This window comes from Ferruginibacter paludis, assembly GCF_030409685.1.
In the GTDB taxonomy this organism is placed as follows: domain Bacteria; phylum Bacteroidota; class Bacteroidia; order Chitinophagales; family Chitinophagaceae; genus Ferruginibacter; species Ferruginibacter paludis.
Genome location: NZ_JAUFQJ010000024.1, coordinates 202,231 through 224,068, shown reverse-complemented (window position 1 = coordinate 224,068; position 21,838 = coordinate 202,231). Strand labels below are relative to the sequence as shown.

Below are 21,838 nucleotides of genomic sequence, written 5' to 3'. Positions count from 1 at the left end.
TTTACCTGGTTGCTTTTAAAAATATGTTTTCATCTCCCAGCACGGCTGTTTGCAATAGCAGCGCCTTCCAGGCATCCCAGTAAGCAGTTTTACCGTCCAGTTCAGCTTTTAATAAATTGTATTGCGCCTGTATCAGATCGGCAAAATTTACCAGTCCGGTATTGTACCTCGTCTGCATGGCTGTAAACGCATACCTTGCAGATTTTAATTGCTTTTGTGTTTCGTTTGCCACCGCGATGGTATTATTAAAAGTGGTGTTGGCAATGCGTTGCTGCATGGTAAGGATAGATTTACTTTCTTCAATTTTTTCCTGCGTAGCTTTTGATAATAAATTTTGTTGCATCAATTGTTTTTTTACTTCTCCATATTTCATAATGGGAAAAATAAGTTGTACACCACCACTATAGTTAAAACGGTTCAAACCAAGGCCATCCCATGTTTTGATGGAACCATCAGGCTGAAAACCCGAACCACGGGCAAAGCCGGTACCCCAAACATTTAGTTTTGGCAGGAACGATTTTTTTAACAATAGTTCTTTAGACTGGCTCAGCAAAAGCTGGCTCTTGCCCAACTGAATTACAGGAACTGTATCTAAGGAAACAGAAGCGGCAATAGTAAACGTTGGCAATTTATTTACTAAAAAAGTGTCAGCCGGTACAGGGAGTGCATCAGTTACCATTAATTGCGCCATCTGCAATTGAGTTACCTGCAACTGCCTTTGTGCGTTCATTAATTCAATGGTTGCTTTTGAAAATTCAGATAAGAATAAGGTGGTATCTACCCCAGGCTTGATGCCGGTAATCGCCAAAACCCTGCTTTGTTTAAGGTTGACATTTACACGGTCAATATTTTGTTGCAGGATCTTAATTTTTTCAGCCGCTAATACTACATCCAGATAAATACTGATAATATTTATTTTATGTAAAAACAATGCTTGTTGCCACTCCGTTTTTTTTGTGTTGGTTTCGGCTATAGAAACATTGATCTGTGCATCCCGCTGTCCAAAAGTTACCGCCTGCCAGTTTAACAAGATGCTGGCGGCACTTCCTGTTGCGGGGTTAAAATTATTATTGATACTGGGAGGTCCGGAAATTGGCAAAATGCCATTTGGATAAAATATTCCTGTAAGATTATTGGCGGTTCCAAAGCCTGCCTGGTAGCTTGCATCAATGGTGGGCAGTCTGCTGTATTTTATTACATCAACGTATTTGTTGGCTGCATCAATTTCCAGTTTTTTTGATTTCAGCAAGTGATAATTTTCTTTGCCCAGCCGCAAAGCATCAGTCAAATGTATCGATGTATCCGTTTGTGCCTGCGCAGTAATACTGCTCCCAAATAATTGGAAGATAAACAGGTGCAACAGGATAAAGAATTTGTACTTCAAAATTTATTTGGTTTGATCATCAAAGCTATACAAACCACAAGTAAGTAAAATTGAACATTACTTACCTTTTGTATCTGCATTACTTTTTTTAATATCTTTTTTGAAAGCAGATGGATTTTTACCGGTGTGCTTTTTGAAAATGCGGTTAAAATGGCTTGGGTCTGAAAAGCCGGTGAGATAAGCAATTTCAGTAAGCGAATGTGTGTTTGACTGAATTAATTCAATCGCTTTTTCAATGCGTATTTTCCGGATATAATCCCCAAAGCTGAGGTTATCAAAATGCTCGGCAAATTTCCTGGACAAATAGGAGGGATGTATACCCAATTCATGTGAAAATTCCTTTAAGCTGAAGATTAGATTGGTATCTACCTGGTCCTGTAGAATGGCCTTCAGTTCGTTTACCCAGTCAGGTGTTTTTTTATTTTGCTTCGTGTCTTCTTTTAGTATTTTTTTATATACTTCGTGCAGTAAATTTTCGAAAGGGCTGTTTTTTAAATGTTTTTGCCTGTACAGATGTGTAGCCCAACTGTACAGGGCATCGTATATCATCATCCCCTTATCCAGCAACTCGTGATCGTCTGTGATGTTGTACGCAAGGCCGGCTGAAATAGCCAGCAACCCTGCTGCCTCGGCGGCAATATCGTGGCGGTCCGTGTCTGCACCCCTTACAATGGGTGCCATTATTAATACAGCAGGATCTGTAATGCTGTACTTTTTTATAAAATAATCAAAAGTGCATTGGTCTTCATAGTGGGTAAATTCAACATCGGGAATATCGAAAGCAATGGCTTTTATTTTTTTTGCTTTTTGTAATACGGCTTCATAAGGAACAAAAATAAATTCAGCTTTTTTGTCTATGAATTTTTTGATCAGCCAGGGACAAGCAAGGCGATCAATTTTGGGACGCTCTCTGGTGATCCATTTCATGTTGTCAAATGTATTTCAAAATAACATGAAGTTGTTGTGAGTATAAATAAAAAGAAATTGAAAATAAAAAATGCCAGATAGCAAAGACCTGGCATTAAAAAATCTTACGGAAATATTATCTGACAAATAACTTTTATCGGATTAGTCGAGTGTTACTTTATCAACCATTACATCCCAGTGCGCAATTAGCAATTCAAAGCGATGCAGCTCATCTTTCTTCAACTTATCTATATCCGGATAAAGCAGTTTTTTATAGGGCTCTGCCAGGGCCGCATCAAATGCTTTGTCTGCGTTTTAAAAAACGATGATCACTTTAAAATCACAGCGGGTGTCTTCGGCGCTGTGCAGTTTTGGCTGCTGTGCAGTAACCCCGATGATATCACCTTTTTCAATGGCTTTTTTCAATAGCGGGTAATGGTTCGTCTTCCATAAATGTATGAACTCATCGGCAAAACCCTACTTTACTTTATAATAATTTTCCACGGTAAAACTGGTTTCAGTTTTATTTATTTGTGCAGTTGTCAGGTTAGCGTTTATAATAAGAATCAGAAAGAAAAATCCGGTGATAACGCGAGTTTTCCTCTTTAAAAATTTGTTGTAAAAACTATATACATGGCAACCGGCGCAAAAGCCAAAAGCAGATTCCAGCAAGGCGAAAGTTGCGAGCACAATGGCCAGTATCAAAGCAATGTTTTTTAAATCGAGTGCAATAAACAAAAGAATAGCTACAGAAAAAAGAAAGCCGATTTTTGCGGCAAACCGTTTAGGTGCACGGTCGGTAGGTTTTTGTTTGATTGAAAATACCGTTATCAGTTTATCGCTGATTAAACCAAGCACGCTATAGCTGGCAAAATTAAAACCGCGTACAAAAAAGTCTACCATTAAAAATGCCGTGATAATCCATAAGCTGGTGAACAGATAAACCAGTGTAAGAATGAAAACAAGTGCCGCGGTTACCCTGGCTTTGTTTTCGTTAATGGTCACAAAATCTACCGGACATTCAATATTATTTGCCATACTATTTGGTTTTTATTTGATGGGGAACTAATTTTCTTTAAGTAAATTGTTGACGGTTTGCTCAAATTCTTTTTTGTACTCAGCGTAATGTACACCGGTTGCAGGGCCGTTAAACTCTGTATCCAGCTTGCGTATTTTCCCCTTTTTATCAAGAATGATAGAGGAAGGAAATGACTTGATATTGGTTACCTGCGGCAAAGTTTTTTCTGTTTTTAAACTATCACCCACGGTGACCTCCGTGTTTAAAATCGGGTACTGCACATTAAACCGTTGCTGAAATTTTTTGAGGCTGTTAAGCGATCGCTGCCAGTCAGTAGTATACTCATACGCGAGAGCAATTACTTCCACTCCACGTTGTTTATTCTTGTTATAGTACTCACTTAAAAAAGCAGTTTCGTCCATGCAATTGGGGCACCAGCTGCCCATAATTTGAATGATGACTACTTTGTTTTTAAAGCGGTCATCGTTAATAGATAACGGCTTTCCTTCCAGGTTTTTAAAAGTGAAATTCAATTTTTCCTGGCCGGCTTTTACAAACATCGCAACAGATTCCGTGGCCAGTTTTGCATCGGCATTTTTAACTGCTGTCCAGTTCTCTTTGCCGCTGCCACCAGAATAGAATTTGCCGTCGCTGATAGTGTTGTCATCTTTAATAACCGCTTTAAAAAGAAAAGCATGACCGCCATCAAAACCTGAAAGTAATAAACTGTCTTTTGTTACAATACCTTCCAGGTAACGGTAGTCGCCTGAGGCGTTGAGAAATGTACCTGATAATAAATTGCCTTTCTGTACAAATTCTGCAACAGACGATTCTGCTTCGGCACCTTCTCCAAAAGTTACAGCCCATCTGCCTGAAATGTTTTTTGCAGGATTGCCACCGGAAGCAAATCTGTTATTGCCGGGTGTTGCATTAAAAGGCAGTACCTGCGTTTTTACCGCACCTCTTTTTATCCATACACCACTGATCATACTTTTAGCAACCACCACCCTGAACTGGGATTCAAAGACCGGCATCTGTATGATTAGTGAATCTCCGGCGGCGGTAATGTTCTGAACTTTTATTTTTTCAGCGGCATTTTTTATATACCATACTGGTTTGCCATTTTCTGTTTTCCAGTCAAAAGTAAACACGATATTGTTGCCATCAGGACGGTGTATTTGTGCAGTCCAGTTGCCCTGTTGTGCAGTAGAGGTGAAAACAAAAAAGACACTTGTCAGTAAAAGAAATAGCCGCATATTTTATTATTTATTTGCTGATTTTACCTGCTATCAGCAACAGTAGTTATTTGAAATTTGGTTGAAGGTAATAAACTATTTTTTACGCTTGCCTGCGAATTGCTTTTGCGTTGCAGTACAATTTCATAGGCTGTTTTATTGGCTGCAATCGTTACTTCTGCTGATTGGTATTCGTTTCCACTTATCACCAGTATTTTATCGGGCGGTAAAACGGTAAGGCTAAAGGTTCCGTCGATTTGTGTGACTGTTGCGTTGCTGGCTCCTTTAACTGCAACTGATACACCTTCTATCGGAAAAGACTCTTCAAAAGAAATTACTTTTCCATAGATAACAGTGCCCTTGTTTTGTGCGAATGTATGGGAATGGGTGACCAGCAAAAATGCGGCAACTGCGATAAAGCTGAATACTATTTTCATGATCATATATTTTAACTGCTAATAGAAAAAGGTGAAGAAATGAGTTGTAAACAGACCGTGCTTTTTCAGCAACAACAACCATAAGGTTTGGATAGTACCCAATTTTTGCAATTAATAGAAGGGAAAGCTCTGCACTCAGAAACGGGTGCGAAAGAATAAAGTAAATTTGTTGCCATATCAAATAAAGTCTACTAAATTAGTAGACAAATATAAACGGAAATTTTGGCAGTAAAAAGTTAATTATATTAAAATGGGGGAGGTGAAATCCAAGAGTTAATAAAGATCTTTATCAAAATGTATTCAATACGTTTTTCTCTTCGGCCAAATTCTTTTCCAGGTCAGTTTTCGCACTATAAAATTCGGTTATCACATGGCTGATCTGGTCAAACTCCAGCAAAAATCCATCATGGCCAAAGGTAGAATCAATGGCATTGTATACCGCACCTTCAATATGCCTGGCGATGAACTCCTGTTCTTTTGGGGGAAATAAAATATCTGAACTGATGCTGATGACAAGTGTTTTTGCTTTTACCCGTTTCAGGGCTTCCTGTACGGAGCCTCTTTGCCTGCCGACATTGTGCGCATCCATACTCCGGCTTAAAAAATAGTAACTGAATGCATTGAAACGGCGGGCGAGTTTTACGCCCTGGTATTGCTGGTACGACTCGCTTTTAAAATGCGCTGTTTTTTCGTTGGAGTCTTCTGTTTGCCCCAGGTTGTAAGTATTGTAATTGCGGTAACTGATCAATGCAATTTCCCTTGCCACCATCATACCTTTCAGGCCGGCCGTTTCGTTACTTTCCATCCAGCTTGGGTCTGTTTCAATGGCATGCCGTTGGGTGGCATTAAAAGCGATGCCCCAGGGTGAATGAAAGGCATTAGTTGCCAGTAAAATAACATACTTAAAAAGACTGGGTTCTTCAATAGCCCATTCCAGTAACTGCTGTCCGCCCATGGAGCCACCAATGCCGGTGTGAATGTGTTGTATCCCTAAAAAATCTTTCAGTGGCTGATAAGCACGCACCATGTCACGGGTAGTGAAAAACGGAAAATCATGGTACCAGGGCTGGCTGGTGGCTGAATTAATTTCGAGAGGGCCAATGCTGCCATAGCAACTGCCGGGAATATTTACGCAAACGATGAAATGTTTGGCCGGGTCAAACAGTTTTCCTTCTCCTGTTAACCCCGGCCACCATTCAGGTGCTTCACTGTTAGCGGTAAGGGCATGAAATATCCAAACTACATTGTCCTTATTTTTATTCAGCTTGCCATAGGTTGTATAGGCAAGATGGTACTGCAGTAAAGTAATGCCAGACTCTAAAGTAAAGGGTTTTGTATGTTTGAATATTTCTGCCATGCTGTTGTATTATATAACTGTTCCTTTTAACAGGGACTGATTTGATGATCGTTTTAAGCCACCAGTTCACTTGCAAATACGGCTGCAAATGCCTGTTCAAAATCTGCCTTGATATCTTCAATGTGCTCTATGCCCACGCTGATGCGCACCTGGTTGGGCTGTACACCAGATATAATCTGTTCTTCGGCGCTCAGCTGCTCATGTGTTGTAGACGCCGGATGTATGGCCAGTGATTTTGCATCGCCCACATTGGCGAGGTGGCTTACCAGTTTTAAGGAGTTGATGAATTTACCCGCATTTTCTTTACCGCCTTTTACGCCGAAATTGAGGATGCCTCCAAAACCATTGCGCAGGTATTTTTTTGCCAGTGCATGGTAAGGGCTGCTTTCCAGTCCCGGGTATTCAACAAATTCTACTGAAGGGTGTTGCTCCAGCCATGTTGCCAGGGTCAGCGCATTGTCTACATGGCGTTGTACACGCAGGCTCAGGGTTTCTATGCCCTGCAATAGAAGAAAAGAATTAAAAGGACTTTGTGAAGGACCGAAGTCACGCAGACCTTCTACTCTTGCACGAATAGCAAAAGCAATATTGGGTAAACCGAGCGGGTTGCCTTCACCAAAAACTTCCCAGAATTTTAATCCGTGATAGCCTTCACTCGGTTCTGTAAATTGTGGAAATTTGCCATTGCCCCAGTTGTAATTTCCGCCGTCAACAATAACGCCACCAATGCTGGTACCATGGCCGCCAATCCACTTGGTAGCAGATTCAACAACAATGTTGGCGCCATGTTCCAGCGGGCGGAAAAGATAACCTGCTGTGCCGAATGTATTGTCTACAATCAGCGGCAGATCATATTCTTTTGCAAGTGCAGCAAACTTTTCAAAATCAGGTATGTTGAGTCTTGGATTGCCAATTGTTTCCAGGTACAAGGCCTTTGTATTTTTATCAATGTGTTTTACAAAACTTTCGACATCATCTCCATCAGCAAATCTAACCTCAATGCCGAGGCGTTTAAATGCAACCTTAAACTGGTTGTGGGTACCGCCGTATAAAAAAGTAGTAGAGATAAAATTATCACCAGCCTGCAAAATGTTATTCAATGCCAAAAATTGTGCAGCCTGGCCGGAAGCTGTTGCCAGCGCCGCTACACCACCTTCCAGCGCTGCAATGCGTTGTTCAAATACATCCGTGGTTGGGTTCATAATACGGGTGTAGATGTTGCCAAATTCCTTAAGGCCAAAAAGATTGGCAGCGTGTTCGTTGCTTTTAAAACCATAAGATGTGGTTTGATAAATAGGCACCGCCCTTGAATTGGTGGTGGGGTCTATCTGTTGTCCGGCATGTAATTGTAAGGTGTCAAAATGAAGTGGTTGGCTCATAACTGTTTTTTTAAGTATGATTATAAATGGATGATTTGTTTAACAAAATGCTTTGTCGGTAACAGGGGATATTGGCATAATAAAGAGGTGTTATTTTAACATCGCGGCAACCACTGGCAACAATGGACCGGCAATTGTTTTACACACATTCGAAGATGATATGACAATGATGAATTCATTAGTCTATTAAGTTGATAGACAAAGATAGCCGGTTAGTTGATTTTTCCAAATTTTATTCTGGCAATTTTCCCAAATTTAACCTGGTGGATAAAGCATAAGTGGAATACAGTAAATTCTTTGCGACAAGATTTTACAATTTGCAGTGAGATGGTACAGGTTCAGGCTTAATTCTTATATGGCAGCGGTTACAACTCCTTTTCAATTTCATCCAGCTTTTTTTCTTCCAACACTGTTCTTGCGGGAATATTATTTTCGCTGTGCCATTTGATCAACCTTATAAAACCATTGGCTATTTCAATACCTGTAATATCGCCATCGTTGAAGCAGCAGCAGCCGGTATTAAAGTAGCTTGGTCTTAGAGTGGCTTTGGTTTCCGGTACATTTATCTGGTGCTCTTCCGCAACCGAATATTTGCCTGAGGCGAACACCGGTTTGTGCGTATGACCGGTGATGAGCACGAGGTTGCGTTTATGACTGCTCCATTCGTACATTAGTTTGTTGTGCTTGTCCCGCAGGTAAATGTCATTGGCGGGGGTGTTGATATTGATTTCTAAAAAGCGTTGAATAGGCGACCACACATGGGCCACCAGCCAGGTGCTAAAACTATTATTGTCACTCATCTTATCGCCCTGGTGGCCGTGGGTTAAATAGATGCTTAGTTTTTTTTGACTTTCGGTAATGGTTCTTAAAACAATGCCTTCGTAAACCGGTAACGGCATTTGGAAAATATTTTTCAGGTGCAGTTGCACATCCAGGTTACTTTTCCATAACAGGTCGTGGTTACCAAAAGTGCGGTAATATTTATTGTCTGCCTGAAAGTTGGCTTCCGCTTGTAAGGCCTCGCCGTTTTCGGGAATTACCTGGTCGGGCATGTATTTCCATAGCTCTTCCGCATCGCCTAAATTGATGAAATTAAAGCATTGCTGGTGATAATATTGCAATGCGGTAATGTAATTGTGCTCGTTGGTTTTAAAATCATCCGCCCAGTCTTTATTACCCTTGTGTTGATCGCTGAAGATGATAAAATTATCGGTGGCCAGGTCGATATCCAGTACAATGCCGCTGTGTTTTTTTTGGGTAGTGATGGTGTTGTATAACCTGCCAAGCGATTTAAATACAGCTTCTTTTTTAGGATCGGAACCAAACTTTCCGGAAAGCCAGATAAAGAAAGGCCTGAATATTTTTTGAAGTATTTTTTGCATTAATGGCCGGTGGTGGATTGTTTGTTATGCTAGTGTTTTGAACACGAATTTTAAGGCACAAATTACACGAATTTAAGGCAGATAAATTAAATGTGGTTGGTAAATAACAAGATATAATAAGTACTTAATTGAGATAGGTCCGCTGCAGCAAACGCTTTGATAAAAGTTCAAGAGAGATAAAATGTACAAGAGTGCGACGCCTGTGAAGCTGATTATAGCTTATTCGCCTGGACAATTATTTTTTAAAATATTTTCCTACAACAGGCAACTGCGGCAATTCCTTTTTTTCTACCGTACCAATAAACCACATATAACAACCGGTTAAAATAGTGGCGATGGTTAAACTAAAAAATTTATTGTTCCATACAGCAGTGATGCCTTTGTGTGCGAAGAAAAGTAGTACTACAATAACGATATAGGCAACCAGTTTTTTCCATGCATAAGGGATGCGGTATTCTTTCTGGCCCCAGATAAACGAAGCCACCATCATGCTGCCGTAACAAAAAAATGTGGCCCAGGCGCAGGCCATGTAGCCATACTTCGGAATAAATAAATAATTGATAATTGTTGTAAGCAAAGCCCCGCCAACAGTGATCCAGGCGCCAGCCGAAGTTTTGTTACCCAATTTATACCATACGCTTAAATTGTAATAGATACCAATGAACATGTTGGCGAGTAAGAGGATGGGCACAACTGATAATCCGTCCCAGTATTTTGGGCCGATAAAGTTTTTCCAGATGGGCATAAACAAACTCACCGCTAAAAACATCAGCGATATAATGATGACAAAAAATTTCATCACCCGGGCAAAAACACGTTGCGGGTTTTGGCCTTCTGCCTGTTTAAAAAAGAAGGGCTCGGCCCCCATGCGGAAAGCCTGTATAAACAAAGTAATGAGGATGGATAATTTATAACAGGCGCTATAGATACCCACCTGTGTATCGTTGGCGAGTGCATCGCCTGGCAGCCACCATTTAAGCATCAGCCTGTCGAAAGTTTCGTTTACCATACCGCCCATACCAACAATGATGAGGGGCAATGAGTATACCATCATTTCTTTCCACAACCTGGTGTCGAACTTAAAACGGATAGCTGCAATTTCGGTTGATAAGAAAAGTAAGGTAACAACGGATTGAATTAAGTTGGCCAATACTACATACACAATGGGGTTAATGCTGGTATCGTAAATAATGCTGATCCAGCTATTGGGATCCTGCTTTACGGCATGCGAACAATAACTGATAAAAAACCAGGTAAAAAAGATATTGATGAGGATGCCGGTAATTTTTACAAAGGCAAACTTCATCGGACGGCCCTGCTGGCGCAATCTTGCAAAAGGAATTGTGCTTAAGGTGTCAAAGGCAATAATAAAAATGCCCAGCTGAACAATTTGCGGATAATTACCCAGCCCGATAATATTGCCAAAACTTGCCTGGTTAAACCAGAGCAACGCTGTAAAGACAATGGTTGAAGATAGCAGGGATAAAAAAGCAGTGTTATAAATAGTATCCTTATTTTCTTCTTTGGAAGAGAAACGGAAATACGCTGTTTCAAAACCATAAGTGAACAGGATATTGAGAATTGGAAGCGCTGCATAGATCAACGCCATTTTACCAAAATCAGAAGTCTTGATGTTTTCAGAGTACGTGAGATAGGGCGTAAGCAGGTAGTTGATTAACCGTGCGGCTATTGAACTAAGCCCATACCACATGGTTTGAGATGCTAATTTTTTTATGTTGCTCAATTAAAAAACGTTTAGGGACAAATTTACTTGTATATATTTTATTTTTTGCGCTTATAAAGTATCAACGGTGTTTTTGGCATTTAATTTCATTTTTCAGTCGTGTTGCTGACCTTAACTAACAACATATTTTAATTTTATTGTTGTGTGATTTTGTTCAAGTGTTACCTTTACGAAAATTAAAACTGTTTATGAAACAACTTTACTTCGCTGTAATGGCTACAGCAATTTGTCTGACTTCCTTTGCGCAATCACGTGTTGCAACAGCCGATTATCAAAAAACAAAACAACCTGGTATTGAAACGGATGTTCCTTTTTCTGAAAAAACAATCACCAGTTCTCTTGAAGATTATTTTCAAAAGTTAGGATATAAGGGAAAGGATACCAAGGGGTACATGACCTACCGCGGGGTGCATCTGCCACAACTTGGACCAGGTAGTTACGACCTTTACTTTAAGGCAGACCGGAAGAGCAGGAAAGAAAAAGATGCGTGCACGGTGACCATGCTAATCTCCAGCGGCTTTGATAAATTTATTGGAGATACCACCAATGCTGTATTGATTGACAGCGCAAAAAATTACCTGAATGGTCTCACTGCACGGGTAGCTGCCTACGATCTGGAGCAACAAATCATCGACCAGGAAGATGCTGTTAAGAAAGCTGCCAAAAGTTTAAGCAGTCTGACAGAAACGGCGGATGATTTGCAAAAGAAGAAATCAAAACTCGAAAATGACATCGCTGAAAATATAAAAAAGCAGGCTTCCCAGAAGACTGAAATGGAAAAGCAGCAACAGATATTGCAGACGTTGAAAGAGAAACGCAGGCAATAATCTTTTATATAAATCGTTTATATATACGTGCAGCAAAAAGTTGCACGTTTTTTATGCCCGATATTCTATAAAAACCATGAAACTCTGGAAATTTTCTTTGTTGCTAAGTCTAATTTCCTGCATCTTACTGGGTGTGGTTTTTCTTATGCCTTCTCAATACAGGGTTTTTATCTGGCGTGAACACGGCGTAGTGGATGCCGGCGTTCTTTTTCCTCTTTTATTATTGAGCTGGACAACCGCTTTAGTAGGATTTGCACTCAATAACATATTTATAGACCGCAACATCAGCAATGCAAAAATTAAGATGACAGACTTTGTAAAAGCGATTCCATCGTTGCTGGGTCTGCCTGCATTTATTTCTTTTGTATGGTTTATTTTCCGCTGGTATAAAGGCGATCCGCACCGTTAATTGGGCTGCTTAAATCTTGGGTCATGCGTTAATACATCATCTTTTAAAGTCAATAAAAAAGAAATGAGGTCTACCTTTTCCTGGTCGGAAATAGCAATTCTTTTTTTAAGTAACATATCCAGTGTTGGTTGTGCAGTATCAATACTGTTCCGGTAGTGATCAATCACTTTGCCCAGGCTTACCACTCTTCCATCATGCATATAAGGGAATGTAAGAGAAATATTCCGGAGGCTGGGTACTTTAAATTTTAAGGAATCGGCCAGGTTGCCGGTGATTGTCATCCTGCCTTTATCCATCCATTTTTTATTCAGCGGCAGTCCGTTATTGCGGAAAGAATTATCCGTAAACAAAGGTTCCCTGTGACAGCTGTTACAGCTGGCCATAAAAGTTTTATAGCCCAATGCTTCACTCACCGTAAAACTATCTTCTCCACGTTTTACTTTATCGTATTTGCTGTTGTATGATTGTATGCTGCCGGTAAATTGCGCCAGGGCTTTCAGCATGTGCTGACTGTTGATCATACCATCGGCAAACGCATTTTTAAAAAGCCTTGCGTAGGCTGTATCTGCTTTTAGCTTTTTTAATATCTCGGGCAGGGTAGTGGCCATTTCATTAGCCGCCGTAAATGGCGACAATGGCTGAACTTCTATATGATTAACGCCACCATCCCAATGCAATTCTTTTTGCCAGGCGATGTTGAACAGGCCCGGTGCATTGCGGGTGGTAAAACTATTATTAAAGCCATGGCTGAAGTCGTGATCGTAAGTAGCAAATGCCGCAAACTGCTGGTGGCAGCCGGCACAGGAAAAATTGCTGTCCCTGCTCAGCCTGGCATCATAAAATAATTTACGGCCCAGCTGAAAGCCTTCTTCCGTTAATGGATTGGTGGCAAAAATATTGGTGGGCGGCTGGGGCCAGCCTTTTGGAATAACTAGTTTTAAGTAAGTTAGTTTATGTGGCGGCTGATGAGGTATAAAAGCAGATGCCATCAACACAATCAACAAAAGCGATATAGTAATTTTTATCTTCAAGAGTGAGCAAGTTAATTTATCGCTGAACAATTTTTAGTACATCAAACATAGTTGTATAGTTTGCCGCAATGCGGCCAGCCAGTGGACCGGGTATTGTGCAGACAGGAGTTTCAGTTATTTTAAGTACTGTGGCTGCATTCCATAGTTTGTCAATATTAGCACGGATAATAATTTCTGTGATGGATTTATTATTAATGGCAACCGGTATGCCCGCAAGCTGCAACCTTATTTTTTTTACGGCATTATCAACACCTGAAAATCCACCAATATGGTATTCTATTTTATTATTCACAGCAGCAGATTGTGGTGATGTGCCTTCCATTTTAAACATAATATAACCACTGTTCCAGGTCCAGAACATGCTGTTTAATGGATCCAGTGCACCTGTTTGTGCGCCGCTTACATTTTTCAGGCTGTCTACTCCAATTAAAAAAGAAAGCGTTGTATAATTACCAGAAGGAAGATAAAAAGAAAAATTCTTTGAAAGGCTGTCTGATTCATCGACAAGGTGATAACTGTTTTGTTCAGCGTTCCATTTTTGATTGCTTGTTTGCAAAGCAATATTGCTGATATAATATTTTAGCCGGCTTACAGAATAATTTTCCTTCCAGCAATTGGCATAAAGTGAGTCTGGCACCAATGGTTGATTACCGGCATAATTGATAAAACTGATTTTAATATTGGGTTGCTGCTGGGCATTTACGGTTGCCGGCGGTAAAAGAAAAATCACGCAGAAAAAAATCAACAAACACAAAGCTGGCTTCATCATTTACAATTTAACTTTCATCCGGGTTTGTTTTATTTCGCCCGATTTCTTTTTGGTGTTGATCCTTTTTTCTTTGGCAGCTTTATTTGGTTTGGTAGGTTTTCTTTTTTTGGGGATGATGAGTGCTTTGGTAACAAGGGCATTCATTTTTTCAATCACGAGTTGTTTATTGCCAAGCTGGCTGCGTTCTTCCTGGCTTTTAACCAGCAGGTTGCCGTCTGCATTTATCCTGTTGATTAATTTGGATATCACCAGCTGTTTTTGACCTTCGCTGAGCAGGGCAGAAGCTGCAATGTTCCAGTAGCCTTCCACCATCGTTTCTACCTTGTTTACATTCTGGCCGCCCTTGCCGCCGCTGCGGGCTGTTTTAAATTTTATTTCTGCGGTAATATCCATTTTCAAATTTACCCCATTTATACAAAAGGTGGTATGTTAAAAGATTCATTTCGCGATCTTTATCTTAATAAGAATTTTAGTAAGGCTAAAAATTTTTACATTTGCAGGGTAACGAATAAAGAGTTGATGCTAAAAGGTATATATCATTCACTGACGGAACGCAAGCGGCTTGGCAAAAAATCATTTGCTGTTTTAATTGACCCTGATAAAGTCAATGATCAGAATTTGGAGCATTTAATTGCGTTGGCTGTTAATGCAAAGGTGGATTATTTTTTGGTAGGTGGCAGTTTGGTGATTTCCAATTACCTGGATGAATGTCTTCAGCTCATTAAAAAAAGTTGTTCTATTCCTACCGTATTATTTCCTGGCAGTACGGCACAGGTTAGCCGCTTTGCAGATGCTTTATTATACCTTTCTTTAATCAGTGGCCGCAATCCTGAATTGCTGATTGGCCAGCATGTTGTATCAGCGCCTAATGTAAAAAAGAGCGGGCTCGAAATCATGTCTACCGGGTATATGGTAGTAGATGGTGGCGCTCCAACAACCGTGTCTTATATTTCCAATGCCAGCCCATTGCCTGCTGATAAAAACGAAATCGCCATGTGTACTGCCATGGCCGGAGAAATGCTGGGAATGAAATTAATTTATATGGATGCCGGCAGTGGCGCCATGCGCCCCATAAGCGAAAGCATGATTGAAAAAGTGGCACAATCCATTGAAGTGCCTTTGATTATTGGAGGCGGCATTACCGATCCTGAAAAAGTGTATTTAAACTGCAAAGCTGGTGCTGACGTAATTGTTGTCGGCAACGCCATCGAAAAAGATGCATCCCTTATCAAAGAAATGGCAGCTGCCGTACATAGTGCAGGTGTGGGCGTGCTATAAAATCTCCGCCCGGTTATTATAAACTCATCATCTCTTTAAATTTAACGGCCTGTCGTCTGCTTACTTCCACTTTTTCACCACCCCTTAGTTCCAGCAATAAGCCACCGTTAAAATAGGGTTCAATTTTTTCTATCATCCGCATGTTTACAATGTGCTTGCGGTTGGCCCTGAAAAATACTTTTTCATCCAGCCGCTCTTCCAATGCATTCAGCGATTTTAAAATCAGCGGTTTGTTCCCTGCAAAAAAGACTTTCGCATAATTGCCCACACTTTCAAACAGCCTTACTTCAGATAGTTTTACGAACCAGCAACGTTCCCCGTCTTTTACAAAAACCTGGTCATTTTCAGTGAGCATGCCGCGGTTAAAGGCCTGGTTGGCGGCCAGTTCTTTTTCTTCCGCCTGTTGTAATTTCTGGATGGCATCGGCCAATCTTTTTGGCTCAATGGGTTTCATTAAATAATCCAGCGCATTCACTTCAAATGCCTTCAGTGCATATTCGTCATAGGCAGTTGTAAAAATTACATGCGGCGCCTTGTCGAGTTCCGTCAGCATATCAAAGCCTGTTTTACCGGGCATTTGTATGTCCAGAAAAATCAAGTCCGGGCTAAGCGAATCAATTTTTTCAATGCCTTCGGCTGCGTTGGCAGCTTCATCAATTACTTCCACATCCGGAAATTCAAGCAATAATTTTTTCAGTTCATTTCTTGCTAAACGTTCGTCGTCTATTATAATAGCTCTGTGCATATTTACAATTTGTTTACTGGTTTACATTTACAAATGATACAGGCATGGTGATCCTCGATTCCACCATATCAGACTCAGTGTTTTTAATTTCAAAAGTTGCCTTGCCCTGGTATAATAAATTCAGCCGGTATTGAGTGCTTTTAACACCAAATCCGTCATCATTTACATAGCCGTTCAGCTGCCCTGAGTTTTGCACAACCAGCTCATGATGATCATTTACAAAATCAGAAATGACCCTGATTGTACCCCCGTTAATTCTTTTGCTGATGCCGTGTTTGATGGCATTTTCCACCAGCGTCTGCAACATCATGGGCGGTACAGGCTGCCCCAAAGTGTCTTCATCAATATCCATTTCCACTATTAATCTTTCTTCGAAACGCATTTTTTCCAGCGCCAGGTAATCTTTTACAATGTTTAATTCCCTTTCCAGCGGCACGGTCTCCAGTTTTTCTGCCTGCATACTGCTGCGTAAAATATTACTGAGCTCTGTAATGGCAGTTCTTGCACGGGTTGGATTTTCATCTACCAGCGCCCTGATACTATTTAAGGCATTAAAAATAAAATGGGGATTGATATGCGATTTAATGGTTTTAAGTTCCAGCTCTTTTACAACCGATTGTAATTTTAAGGTATCCACTTCCTGCCGCCTGTTACGCTCAACATAATGATAAGTGTAGTAGATGAGGTTCCAAATTAAAAGTATAAAAAAGTTATTGATCACTGTGCGGGCTACTTCATTGGCAAGTGATATTTTAGGGCCACCGGTATCTCTTAAATTAAAAATATTTTCTATCGCAACATCAGCGCAGGCATAAACAACAGAAAATACAATGGTTAAAGTAATAAAAGCAATAATCTGCGTTTGAATGGGTTTTTCCAATACTTTATATTCCCGTATCACCATACGCATCAGGTGGGTAATTAAAATGCCCAGCAATACGCTGATTAATATCAACAATACAAAATTATCTACTTTTCGTACCGACAAGGTTAAATAAAAGAAAGTAGATATGGCCATGCTTGCGCCCCAGCCTGCAAGTTGACAAACCCAATATTTTGATATCTTTTTTAACATGAGAATACAAATTTACAAATTACATTCCTGCGGCCCTCCCGGCGATTTTATTAATGGTAATATGCCGTTGTAAGAGGTTACAACAGCCAATATTAATAAATTATGTTGATTACTTGCTTTTTGTAAAAAAGTTTATAACCTTGTAATCAACAATTAATCTTTTAAATAAAAACATACACTATGTCATTCAATTTAGTTGAAGCAGCAAACAAGCTCATCTCCACCGAATTGGCAGATAAGGCAGGCTCTTTTTTAGGCGAAAGCGAAACAGGTGTGCGCAAAGCCTTAACGGGCATTGTGCCGGCGGTATTAGGCGGCTTGGCAGAGCAATCTTCCACTGTTGCAGGGGCAGATGCAGTATTCCGCATGGTGAACGAACAAAGCCAGACTCAACCAGAACCTGCCGGATTTTTTGGAAACGATAATACCAGCCTCCTAAATAAAGGAGCGGCGTTATTAATCGATATTTTTGGCGATAAAGCAAACGGACTTACCGGATTATTGTCTGGCTTTTCTGGCTTACGGCCGGCATCGGCCAGTTCTTTAATTAGTATTGTTGCGCCTATCATAGTGGGGTTTTTAGGAAAACACGTCAACAGCAATCAGCTGAATGCCATCGGTTTAAGTAATTTGCTAAGCAGCCAAAAAGAAAATATAAATAATGCTATCCCGGCAGGTTTAAATTTAAGTGCCATCACCGGTGCAACGACATCTGCAAGTCATCATATTACCACTGCCGCCAGCCATTATACAGAAGAAGCAGCAGAGCCTGCGGGTACCGGCATTAAATGGTTACTGCCCCTATTATTACTGGTATTGCTGGCCGCAGCAGCCTGGTATTTATTTGGAGGTAACACCAGCAAATCTGAAACTGAGACAGTCGCAACCACAGCCGATTCAACTGTTAAAGAGAAACCTTTAGCAGTTACGGAACCTGCCGTTACAGGCAAGGTTGATACAAGCGGAAATTATGTGTACGACCTTGGAAAAATGATTACCATTAATTTACCCAACGGTGCCGGTTCTTTAACCGTCGGAGAAAATTCTACCGAAAACAGGTTATACAAATTTTTATCGGATGCTTCTGCAAAGATTGATACGGTAAAAGGCAACTGGTTTGAATTTACCAATGTGCGCTTTGTAACCGGTGGTGCTAAAATTGATTCGGCAAGTTCCAACCAATTAACAAATATAGTGGCCATCAGCAAAGCTTTTCCGACGGCCAGTTTTAAACTGGGCGGTTATACTGATAACGTGGGCGACTCTGCTTTCAATACAGGCCTTTCACAAAAACGTGCAGACGCAGTGGTTGCTGAATTGAAAAAATTGGGTGCAGGAGCAAAATCAATCGCAGGGGCTAAAGGCTACGGTCCGCAATTTCCAATCGGCGATAATGCTACAACCGAAGGTAAAGCCATGAACCGGAGGGTAGCGATCAATGTAAAATCGAAATAGTTTTTATATAAAAAATCCCTCCGCATATTAAGGCGGAGGGATTTTTATTTTCAGGAAGTTATTGCTTCAATAATTTAAAAGCGTGTGTCCATTGGTTGTTCAGCATGCCCGGAATGCACCAAAGCATGGCAAGCGGTTCAATTGCCCTGGCAGCTTCAATTTTTCCAAGGTCTTCCGTTTCCCAGCCAAATGTTGTCAAGATGGAAGTGACCATTTTTTTTGCCGCTTCGTTGTTTCCGCAAATGAACATGGTAGGCACAATTCCTTTATAATCGGGCTTATACATTTTGTTAGCGCCAACACTGTTAAATGCCTTTACTAAATGAGCTTCGGGAAGTAACTCCTGCAATGATTCCATCAGGGATTGGTTGGGAGATGTAAAGTACTGCAATACGCCATTCACCGGAGGAGTTTCCGCAATGGGGTTGGTAGTATCAATGACTGTTTTGCCTTTGAAATTAGCAGGACCAGCCAGCCGTACGGCATCTGCGGCAATGGCTCCCCTGGTCGCTAAAATAATCAGTTCGCCAAAATCCGCTGCTTCTTCAAAGGTACCGGCGTTACCGCCCGTATTTTCTGATTTCCATTTTACAACTTCTTCTTTTGCCGGGTTCCTCGTGCCGAGGATTACCTCGTTTCCTTCTTTTAAAAGTGCTGAAGCCAGCACCCTGCCAACAATGCCGCTTCCTATTATACCTGCTTTCATAAAAATTTTTTAATGATGAGATGTTAGCTTCACCGCCAATTTGATACCAGTTAATAGTTCAAAAAATGCATTGTAAAAATTACTGTTGTGCGTAAGCCGCAGCAAACTCTTTTGCAAAATCTTCCAGCTTGGTGCTACTCAATGCCGGGTGATTCTTCCAGTAATCTTCCTGCATTTTTCCTTCTCTCAATGCTTTGCCCATAGTGGTATAGCTTGCTGCAAATTCTTTACCAAGGCCGGCCTGTTTCATACCCTGTAACGACTGTTCGTCCGTAAATTCCACCCATGGAATACCGGGTTTATTGATGGCATTGCTTAATACAGCAGCTATGTCGGCCCCCGTTCTTTCATCGCCTGCAACATACCGTATCGTATTCCCGGTAAAATCTAACGCCAGTAATTCTTCGGCCGCTGCTGCTGCAATATCATTGGTATGCACCAGTACCAGTTTTTCTCCACTGCCACCAAAGTTGGCGCCCATAATCTGCATGTTTTTGATGAGCGGAATCATGTTGAATAAATTATACATAAAGTATGATGGACGCAATACTTTAATATTTACATCCGTGAGCCGATGCAATAATCCTTCATATTCTGCCAACCCGTCCACCGGGCCTGCACCTATACCCATATGTGCACCAATGCTGCTGAGTACCACCACGTGTTGAATGTTGTTGGCTTTAATGGCAGCAATATAATTACTGGCCACTTTTTTTTGATATTGCCTGAAATTGTCGGTTGCAAAATTGGGCGGTATCATCGTGTAGACTGCATCTGCGCCAGCGAATGTGGCTGTTACAAAGCCCGCATCTTCCAGCGAACCCACAGCTGCTGTGGCTCCCTGGCTAACTAAACCTTGCAAATTGCCGGCAGTGCGGCCAATTACTGTCACACTGTGACCTGCTTTCAATAATTTTTCTGTGAGTGCTGCAGCGATATGGCCTGCGCCGCCGGTGATAACGTACTTCATAATAATGGTTTGTTGTTTAATGTTTGTATATACAAATAATAATAAAAAAAATTTAACTGCTTAGTTTGTCGCTCAATTTGTTGATGTTTTGTGCCGTCCGCTTCATTTCTTCCGCCCCTAAAATGGAAATACAATTCGTATAAAATTCATCCAGGCAATCTTTCATTTGCGGATATAATTGGTTGGCTTTTGGTGTAGGATATACATTGGTTACTTTGCCTTCAGTCGTTCGTACCACCAATTTATTTTCTTCCATTTTTTCTATCAAACGTGTGATTGTACTGGGTGTAAGCTGCATTTCTTCCGCCAGCTTTCCGGGCTGTACACCCGGCTCTTCAATAACGGTCATCAGCAAATAGGCATGACTGGGTGTAAGATTGATTTTCTTCCAGCTGTTAGTAGCCAGCTTCTCCACTTTGCGGGCAAAAGCGTTGGCCGAAAAATATAAACACTTACTGAACCTGCTTCCTGATGCTTTCATAACAAACACAAAGTAAAAACATTTTGTTTGTATATACAAATATTAATCTCTTTATTTTTTGAAGGTTAATTTTTCCGCAATTTAAAAATGGCGCTTTTTAAAAAGCTCTGCAAAACATCCCTAAAAATTAGCCATCACCTCATTGCTTAAATGATTATTTTTACAGCATGGCAAACCCGAATTTAAATAAGGATGGAGAAGCATTGAGTTCTGCGGAAAAGGATTTTGAAAATAACATCCGGCCCAGTGAAATGGCCGATTTTTCAGGCCAGCCGCAAACGATAGAGAACTTAAGGATATTTATTAAGGCAGCTAAAATAAGAGGGGAGGCCCTGGATCATATTTTATTTCATGGTCCTCCCGGGTTAGGTAAAACTACACTTAGCCGGATTGTTGCCAACGAACTGGGTGTAACTATTAAAGAAACCAGTGGTCCTGTAATTGAAAAACCCGGTGATTTGGCAGGACTGCTAACTAACCTGGAAACCAACGACGTATTATTTATTGATGAGATACACCGCCTCAGTAATGTGGTGGAAGAGTATTTATATGCGGCGATGGAAGATTACCGCATCGATATTATGATTGACAGTGGTCCAAATGCAAGAAGCGTACAGATTAATTTAAATCCCTTTACGCTGATTGGCGCAACTACCAGGAGCGGTTTACTTACAGCACCGCTGTTATCCCGTTTCGGGATCAAATCAAGGTTGGAATATTACAACGCTGCAACATTGCAGAAAATTATTTTGCGGTCTGCATCGATATTAAACACATCCATATCTACAGCTGCCGCAGATGAAATTGCACGGCGCAGCCGCGGCACACCACGTATCGCCAACGGACTTTTAAGGAGGGTTCGTGATTTTGCGCAAGTGTTAAACGATGGCAACATTGATATAGGCATTACACAGCATTCCTTAAAAGCATTGAATGTAGATGAGCATGGCCTGGATGAAATGGACAACCGTATTCTGAATGCCATCATTGATAAATTTAAGGGTGGACCGGTTGGTATAACTACCATAGCCACTGCGGTGGGGGAAGAGCCGGGCACACTGGAAGAAGTATACGAGCCATTCCTGATCCAGGAAGGCTTTTTGCAACGTACTGCAAGAGGAAGGGAAGCTACGGCTAAAGCCTATCAGCATCTCGGTAAAGCAGCACCCGGCGCAGGTTTTGCCGGCGCATTGTTTTAGAATTTTACCATACTTATAAAATAAAAAATGCCAAAGTTTTTTTGAACTTTG

21 protein-coding genes and 1 pseudogene are annotated in these 21,838 nt (G+C 40.9%); 5 read left to right on the top strand and 17 right to left on the bottom strand.

Annotated features, from left to right (window positions below):
- Nucleotide 1 precedes the first annotated feature (1 nt).
- The 9 genes from QWZ08_RS25355 to QWZ08_RS25315 form a co-directional block, all read right to left on the bottom strand.
- A complete protein-coding gene (locus tag QWZ08_RS25355; protein WP_290340488.1) occupies nt 2-1,384 on the bottom strand; it encodes a TolC family protein in 1,383 nt (460 codons plus the stop codon).
- 57 nt (nt 1,385-1,441) lie between these two features.
- The gene (locus QWZ08_RS25350; protein ID WP_290340487.1) at nt 1,442-2,311 is read right to left on the bottom strand and encodes a chromate resistance protein ChrB domain-containing protein; all 870 of its coding nucleotides are present in this window, start codon (nt 2,309-2,311) and stop codon (nt 1,442-1,444) included.
- A 456-nt stretch (nt 2,312-2,767) separates the two neighbouring features.
- Nucleotides 2,768-3,328 (bottom strand): DUF4395 domain-containing protein, encoded by a 561-nt coding sequence (locus tag QWZ08_RS25345; protein ID WP_290340486.1) that lies wholly within the window; start codon nt 3,326-3,328, stop codon nt 2,768-2,770.
- A 27-nt stretch (nt 3,329-3,355) separates the two neighbouring features.
- Entirely contained in the window at nt 3,356-4,564 is a 1,209-nt protein-coding gene (locus QWZ08_RS25340; RefSeq protein ID WP_290340484.1) for a peroxiredoxin family protein, read from the bottom strand.
- Nucleotides 4,565-4,587: 23 nt separating this feature from the next.
- Nucleotides 4,588-4,980 (bottom strand): carboxypeptidase-like regulatory domain-containing protein, encoded by a 393-nt coding sequence (locus tag QWZ08_RS25335; protein ID WP_290340483.1) that lies wholly within the window; start codon nt 4,978-4,980, stop codon nt 4,588-4,590.
- Nucleotides 4,981-5,269: 289 nt separating this feature from the next.
- The gene (locus tag QWZ08_RS25330; RefSeq protein ID WP_290340482.1) at nt 5,270-6,337 is read right to left on the bottom strand and encodes a homoserine O-acetyltransferase family protein; all 1,068 of its coding nucleotides are present in this window, start codon (nt 6,335-6,337) and stop codon (nt 5,270-5,272) included.
- Between the two features lie 53 nt (nt 6,338-6,390).
- Nucleotides 6,391-7,716: an O-acetylhomoserine aminocarboxypropyltransferase/cysteine synthase family protein gene (locus tag QWZ08_RS25325; protein WP_290340481.1), complete on the bottom strand. Its 1,326-nt coding sequence runs from the start codon at nt 7,714-7,716 to the stop codon at nt 6,391-6,393.
- Between the two features lie 365 nt (nt 7,717-8,081).
- Nucleotides 8,082-9,098 carry a metallophosphoesterase gene (locus tag QWZ08_RS25320; RefSeq protein ID WP_290340480.1) on the bottom strand — a complete coding sequence of 339 codons (1,017 nt, stop codon included), beginning with the start codon at nt 9,096-9,098 and terminating at the stop codon, nt 8,082-8,084.
- Between the two features lie 235 nt (nt 9,099-9,333).
- Nucleotides 9,334-10,842: an oligosaccharide flippase family protein gene (locus QWZ08_RS25315; RefSeq protein WP_290340479.1), complete on the bottom strand. Its 1,509-nt coding sequence runs from the start codon at nt 10,840-10,842 to the stop codon at nt 9,334-9,336.
- Between the two features lie 188 nt (nt 10,843-11,030).
- Here QWZ08_RS25315 and QWZ08_RS25310 point away from each other — a divergent pair, with 188 nt between their 5' ends.
- Together QWZ08_RS25310 and QWZ08_RS25305 are read left to right on the top strand one after the other, a co-directional pair.
- On the top strand, nt 11,031-11,669 hold the full coding sequence (locus tag QWZ08_RS25310) for a coiled-coil domain-containing protein (RefSeq protein ID WP_290340478.1): 639 nt from the start codon (nt 11,031-11,033) through the stop codon (nt 11,667-11,669).
- A 76-nt stretch (nt 11,670-11,745) separates the two neighbouring features.
- A complete protein-coding gene (locus tag QWZ08_RS25305) occupies nt 11,746-12,078 on the top strand; it encodes a hypothetical protein (protein ID WP_290340477.1) in 333 nt (110 codons plus the stop codon).
- Here QWZ08_RS25305 and QWZ08_RS25300 read toward each other — a convergent pair.
- From QWZ08_RS25300 to arfB, 3 genes and pseudogenes are all read right to left on the bottom strand, one after another.
- The gene (locus tag QWZ08_RS25300; RefSeq protein ID WP_290340475.1) at nt 12,075-13,109 is read right to left on the bottom strand and encodes a cytochrome-c peroxidase; all 1,035 of its coding nucleotides are present in this window, start codon (nt 13,107-13,109) and stop codon (nt 12,075-12,077) included. The genes QWZ08_RS25305 and QWZ08_RS25300 overlap by 4 nt on opposite strands.
- A 16-nt stretch (nt 13,110-13,125) precedes the next feature.
- Nucleotides 13,126-13,878: an MbnP family protein gene (locus QWZ08_RS25295; RefSeq protein ID WP_290340474.1), complete on the bottom strand. Its 753-nt coding sequence runs from the start codon at nt 13,876-13,878 to the stop codon at nt 13,126-13,128.
- A pseudogene (gene arfB / locus QWZ08_RS25290) lies at nt 13,879-14,262 on the bottom strand (alternative ribosome rescue aminoacyl-tRNA hydrolase ArfB); the annotation flags it as partial.
- 42 nt (nt 14,263-14,304) lie between these two features.
- On the opposite strand from arfB, the gene QWZ08_RS25285 reads away from it, so the two are divergent.
- Nucleotides 14,305-15,156 (top strand): phosphoglycerol geranylgeranyltransferase, encoded by an 852-nt coding sequence (locus QWZ08_RS25285; RefSeq protein ID WP_290340472.1) that lies wholly within the window; start codon nt 14,305-14,307, stop codon nt 15,154-15,156.
- Nucleotides 15,157-15,172: 16 nt separating this feature from the next.
- Here the strand turns inward: QWZ08_RS25285 and QWZ08_RS25280 are convergent, their stop codons facing one another.
- Together QWZ08_RS25280 and QWZ08_RS25275 are read right to left on the bottom strand one after the other, a co-directional pair.
- Complete coding sequence (locus tag QWZ08_RS25280; RefSeq protein WP_290340471.1) at nt 15,173-15,901, bottom strand: LytR/AlgR family response regulator transcription factor; 729 nt, start codon at nt 15,899-15,901, stop codon at nt 15,173-15,175.
- Nucleotides 15,902-15,914: 13 nt separating this feature from the next.
- On the bottom strand, nt 15,915-16,976 hold the full coding sequence (locus QWZ08_RS25275; RefSeq protein WP_290340470.1) for a sensor histidine kinase: 1,062 nt from the start codon (nt 16,974-16,976) through the stop codon (nt 15,915-15,917).
- A gap of 180 nt (nt 16,977-17,156) precedes the next feature.
- On the opposite strand from QWZ08_RS25275, the gene QWZ08_RS25270 reads away from it, so the two are divergent.
- The gene (locus QWZ08_RS25270) at nt 17,157-18,431 is read left to right on the top strand and encodes an OmpA family protein (protein WP_290340469.1); all 1,275 of its coding nucleotides are present in this window, start codon (nt 17,157-17,159) and stop codon (nt 18,429-18,431) included.
- 58 nt (nt 18,432-18,489) lie between these two features.
- Here QWZ08_RS25270 and QWZ08_RS25265 read toward each other — a convergent pair whose 3' ends face one another.
- The 3 genes from QWZ08_RS25265 to QWZ08_RS25255 all read right to left on the bottom strand — a co-directional run bounded on the left by QWZ08_RS25265 (nt 18,490) and on the right by QWZ08_RS25255 (nt 20,588).
- A complete protein-coding gene (locus tag QWZ08_RS25265) occupies nt 18,490-19,137 on the bottom strand; it encodes an NADPH-dependent F420 reductase (protein WP_290340468.1) in 648 nt (215 codons plus the stop codon).
- Between the two features lie 79 nt (nt 19,138-19,216).
- Nucleotides 19,217-20,107, bottom strand: coding sequence for an NAD(P)H-binding protein (locus QWZ08_RS25260; protein WP_290340467.1), 891 nt, complete (start codon nt 20,105-20,107; stop codon nt 19,217-19,219).
- Nucleotides 20,108-20,159: 52 nt separating this feature from the next.
- Complete coding sequence (locus QWZ08_RS25255; protein ID WP_290340466.1) at nt 20,160-20,588, bottom strand: MarR family winged helix-turn-helix transcriptional regulator; 429 nt, start codon at nt 20,586-20,588, stop codon at nt 20,160-20,162.
- 167 nt (nt 20,589-20,755) lie between these two features.
- Here QWZ08_RS25255 and ruvB point away from each other — a divergent pair, with 167 nt between their 5' ends.
- Nucleotides 20,756-21,787, top strand: a complete 1,032-nt coding sequence (gene ruvB / locus QWZ08_RS25250; protein WP_290340465.1) for a Holliday junction branch migration DNA helicase RuvB — start codon at nt 20,756-20,758, stop codon at nt 21,785-21,787.
- The last annotated feature ends 51 nt before the right edge of the window (nt 21,788-21,838 follow it).

Bases quoted from the DNA above. Each gene is read 5' to 3' on its own strand.
- QWZ08_RS25350 (WP_290340487.1), bottom strand. From the start codon at position 2,311: ATGAAATGGATCACCAGAGAGCGTCCCAAAATTGATCGCCTTGCTTGT.
- QWZ08_RS25345 (WP_290340486.1), bottom strand. From the start codon at position 3,328: ATGGCAAATAATATTGAATGTCCGGTAGATTTTGTGACCATTAACGAA.
- QWZ08_RS25340 (WP_290340484.1), bottom strand. From the start codon at position 4,564: ATGCGGCTATTTCTTTTACTGACAAGTGTCTTTTTTGTTTTCACCTCT.
- QWZ08_RS25335 (WP_290340483.1), bottom strand. From the start codon at position 4,980: ATGAAAATAGTATTCAGCTTTATCGCAGTTGCCGCATTTTTGCTGGTC.
- QWZ08_RS25330 (WP_290340482.1), bottom strand. From the start codon at position 6,337: ATGGCAGAAATATTCAAACATACAAAACCCTTTACTTTAGAGTCTGGC.
- QWZ08_RS25325 (WP_290340481.1), bottom strand. From the start codon at position 7,716: ATGAGCCAACCACTTCATTTTGACACCTTACAATTACATGCCGGACAA.
- QWZ08_RS25320 (WP_290340480.1), bottom strand. From the start codon at position 9,098: ATGCAAAAAATACTTCAAAAAATATTCAGGCCTTTCTTTATCTGGCTT.
- QWZ08_RS25310 (WP_290340478.1), top strand. From the start codon at position 11,031: ATGAAACAACTTTACTTCGCTGTAATGGCTACAGCAATTTGTCTGACT.
- QWZ08_RS25305 (WP_290340477.1), top strand. From the start codon at position 11,746: ATGAAACTCTGGAAATTTTCTTTGTTGCTAAGTCTAATTTCCTGCATC.
- QWZ08_RS25295 (WP_290340474.1), bottom strand. From the start codon at position 13,878: ATGATGAAGCCAGCTTTGTGTTTGTTGATTTTTTTCTGCGTGATTTTT.
- QWZ08_RS25285 (WP_290340472.1), top strand. From the start codon at position 14,305: ATGTTAAAAGATTCATTTCGCGATCTTTATCTTAATAAGAATTTTAGT.
- QWZ08_RS25280 (WP_290340471.1), bottom strand. From the start codon at position 15,901: ATGCACAGAGCTATTATAATAGACGACGAACGTTTAGCAAGAAATGAA.
- QWZ08_RS25275 (WP_290340470.1), bottom strand. From the start codon at position 16,976: ATGTTAAAAAAGATATCAAAATATTGGGTTTGTCAACTTGCAGGCTGG.
- QWZ08_RS25270 (WP_290340469.1), top strand. From the start codon at position 17,157: ATGTCATTCAATTTAGTTGAAGCAGCAAACAAGCTCATCTCCACCGAA.
- QWZ08_RS25265 (WP_290340468.1), bottom strand. From the start codon at position 19,137: ATGAAAGCAGGTATAATAGGAAGCGGCATTGTTGGCAGGGTGCTGGCT.
- QWZ08_RS25260 (WP_290340467.1), bottom strand. From the start codon at position 20,107: ATGAAGTACGTTATCACCGGCGGCGCAGGCCATATCGCTGCAGCACTC.
- QWZ08_RS25255 (WP_290340466.1), bottom strand. From the start codon at position 20,588: ATGAAAGCATCAGGAAGCAGGTTCAGTAAGTGTTTATATTTTTCGGCC.
- ruvB (WP_290340465.1), top strand. From the start codon at position 20,756: ATGGCAAACCCGAATTTAAATAAGGATGGAGAAGCATTGAGTTCTGCG.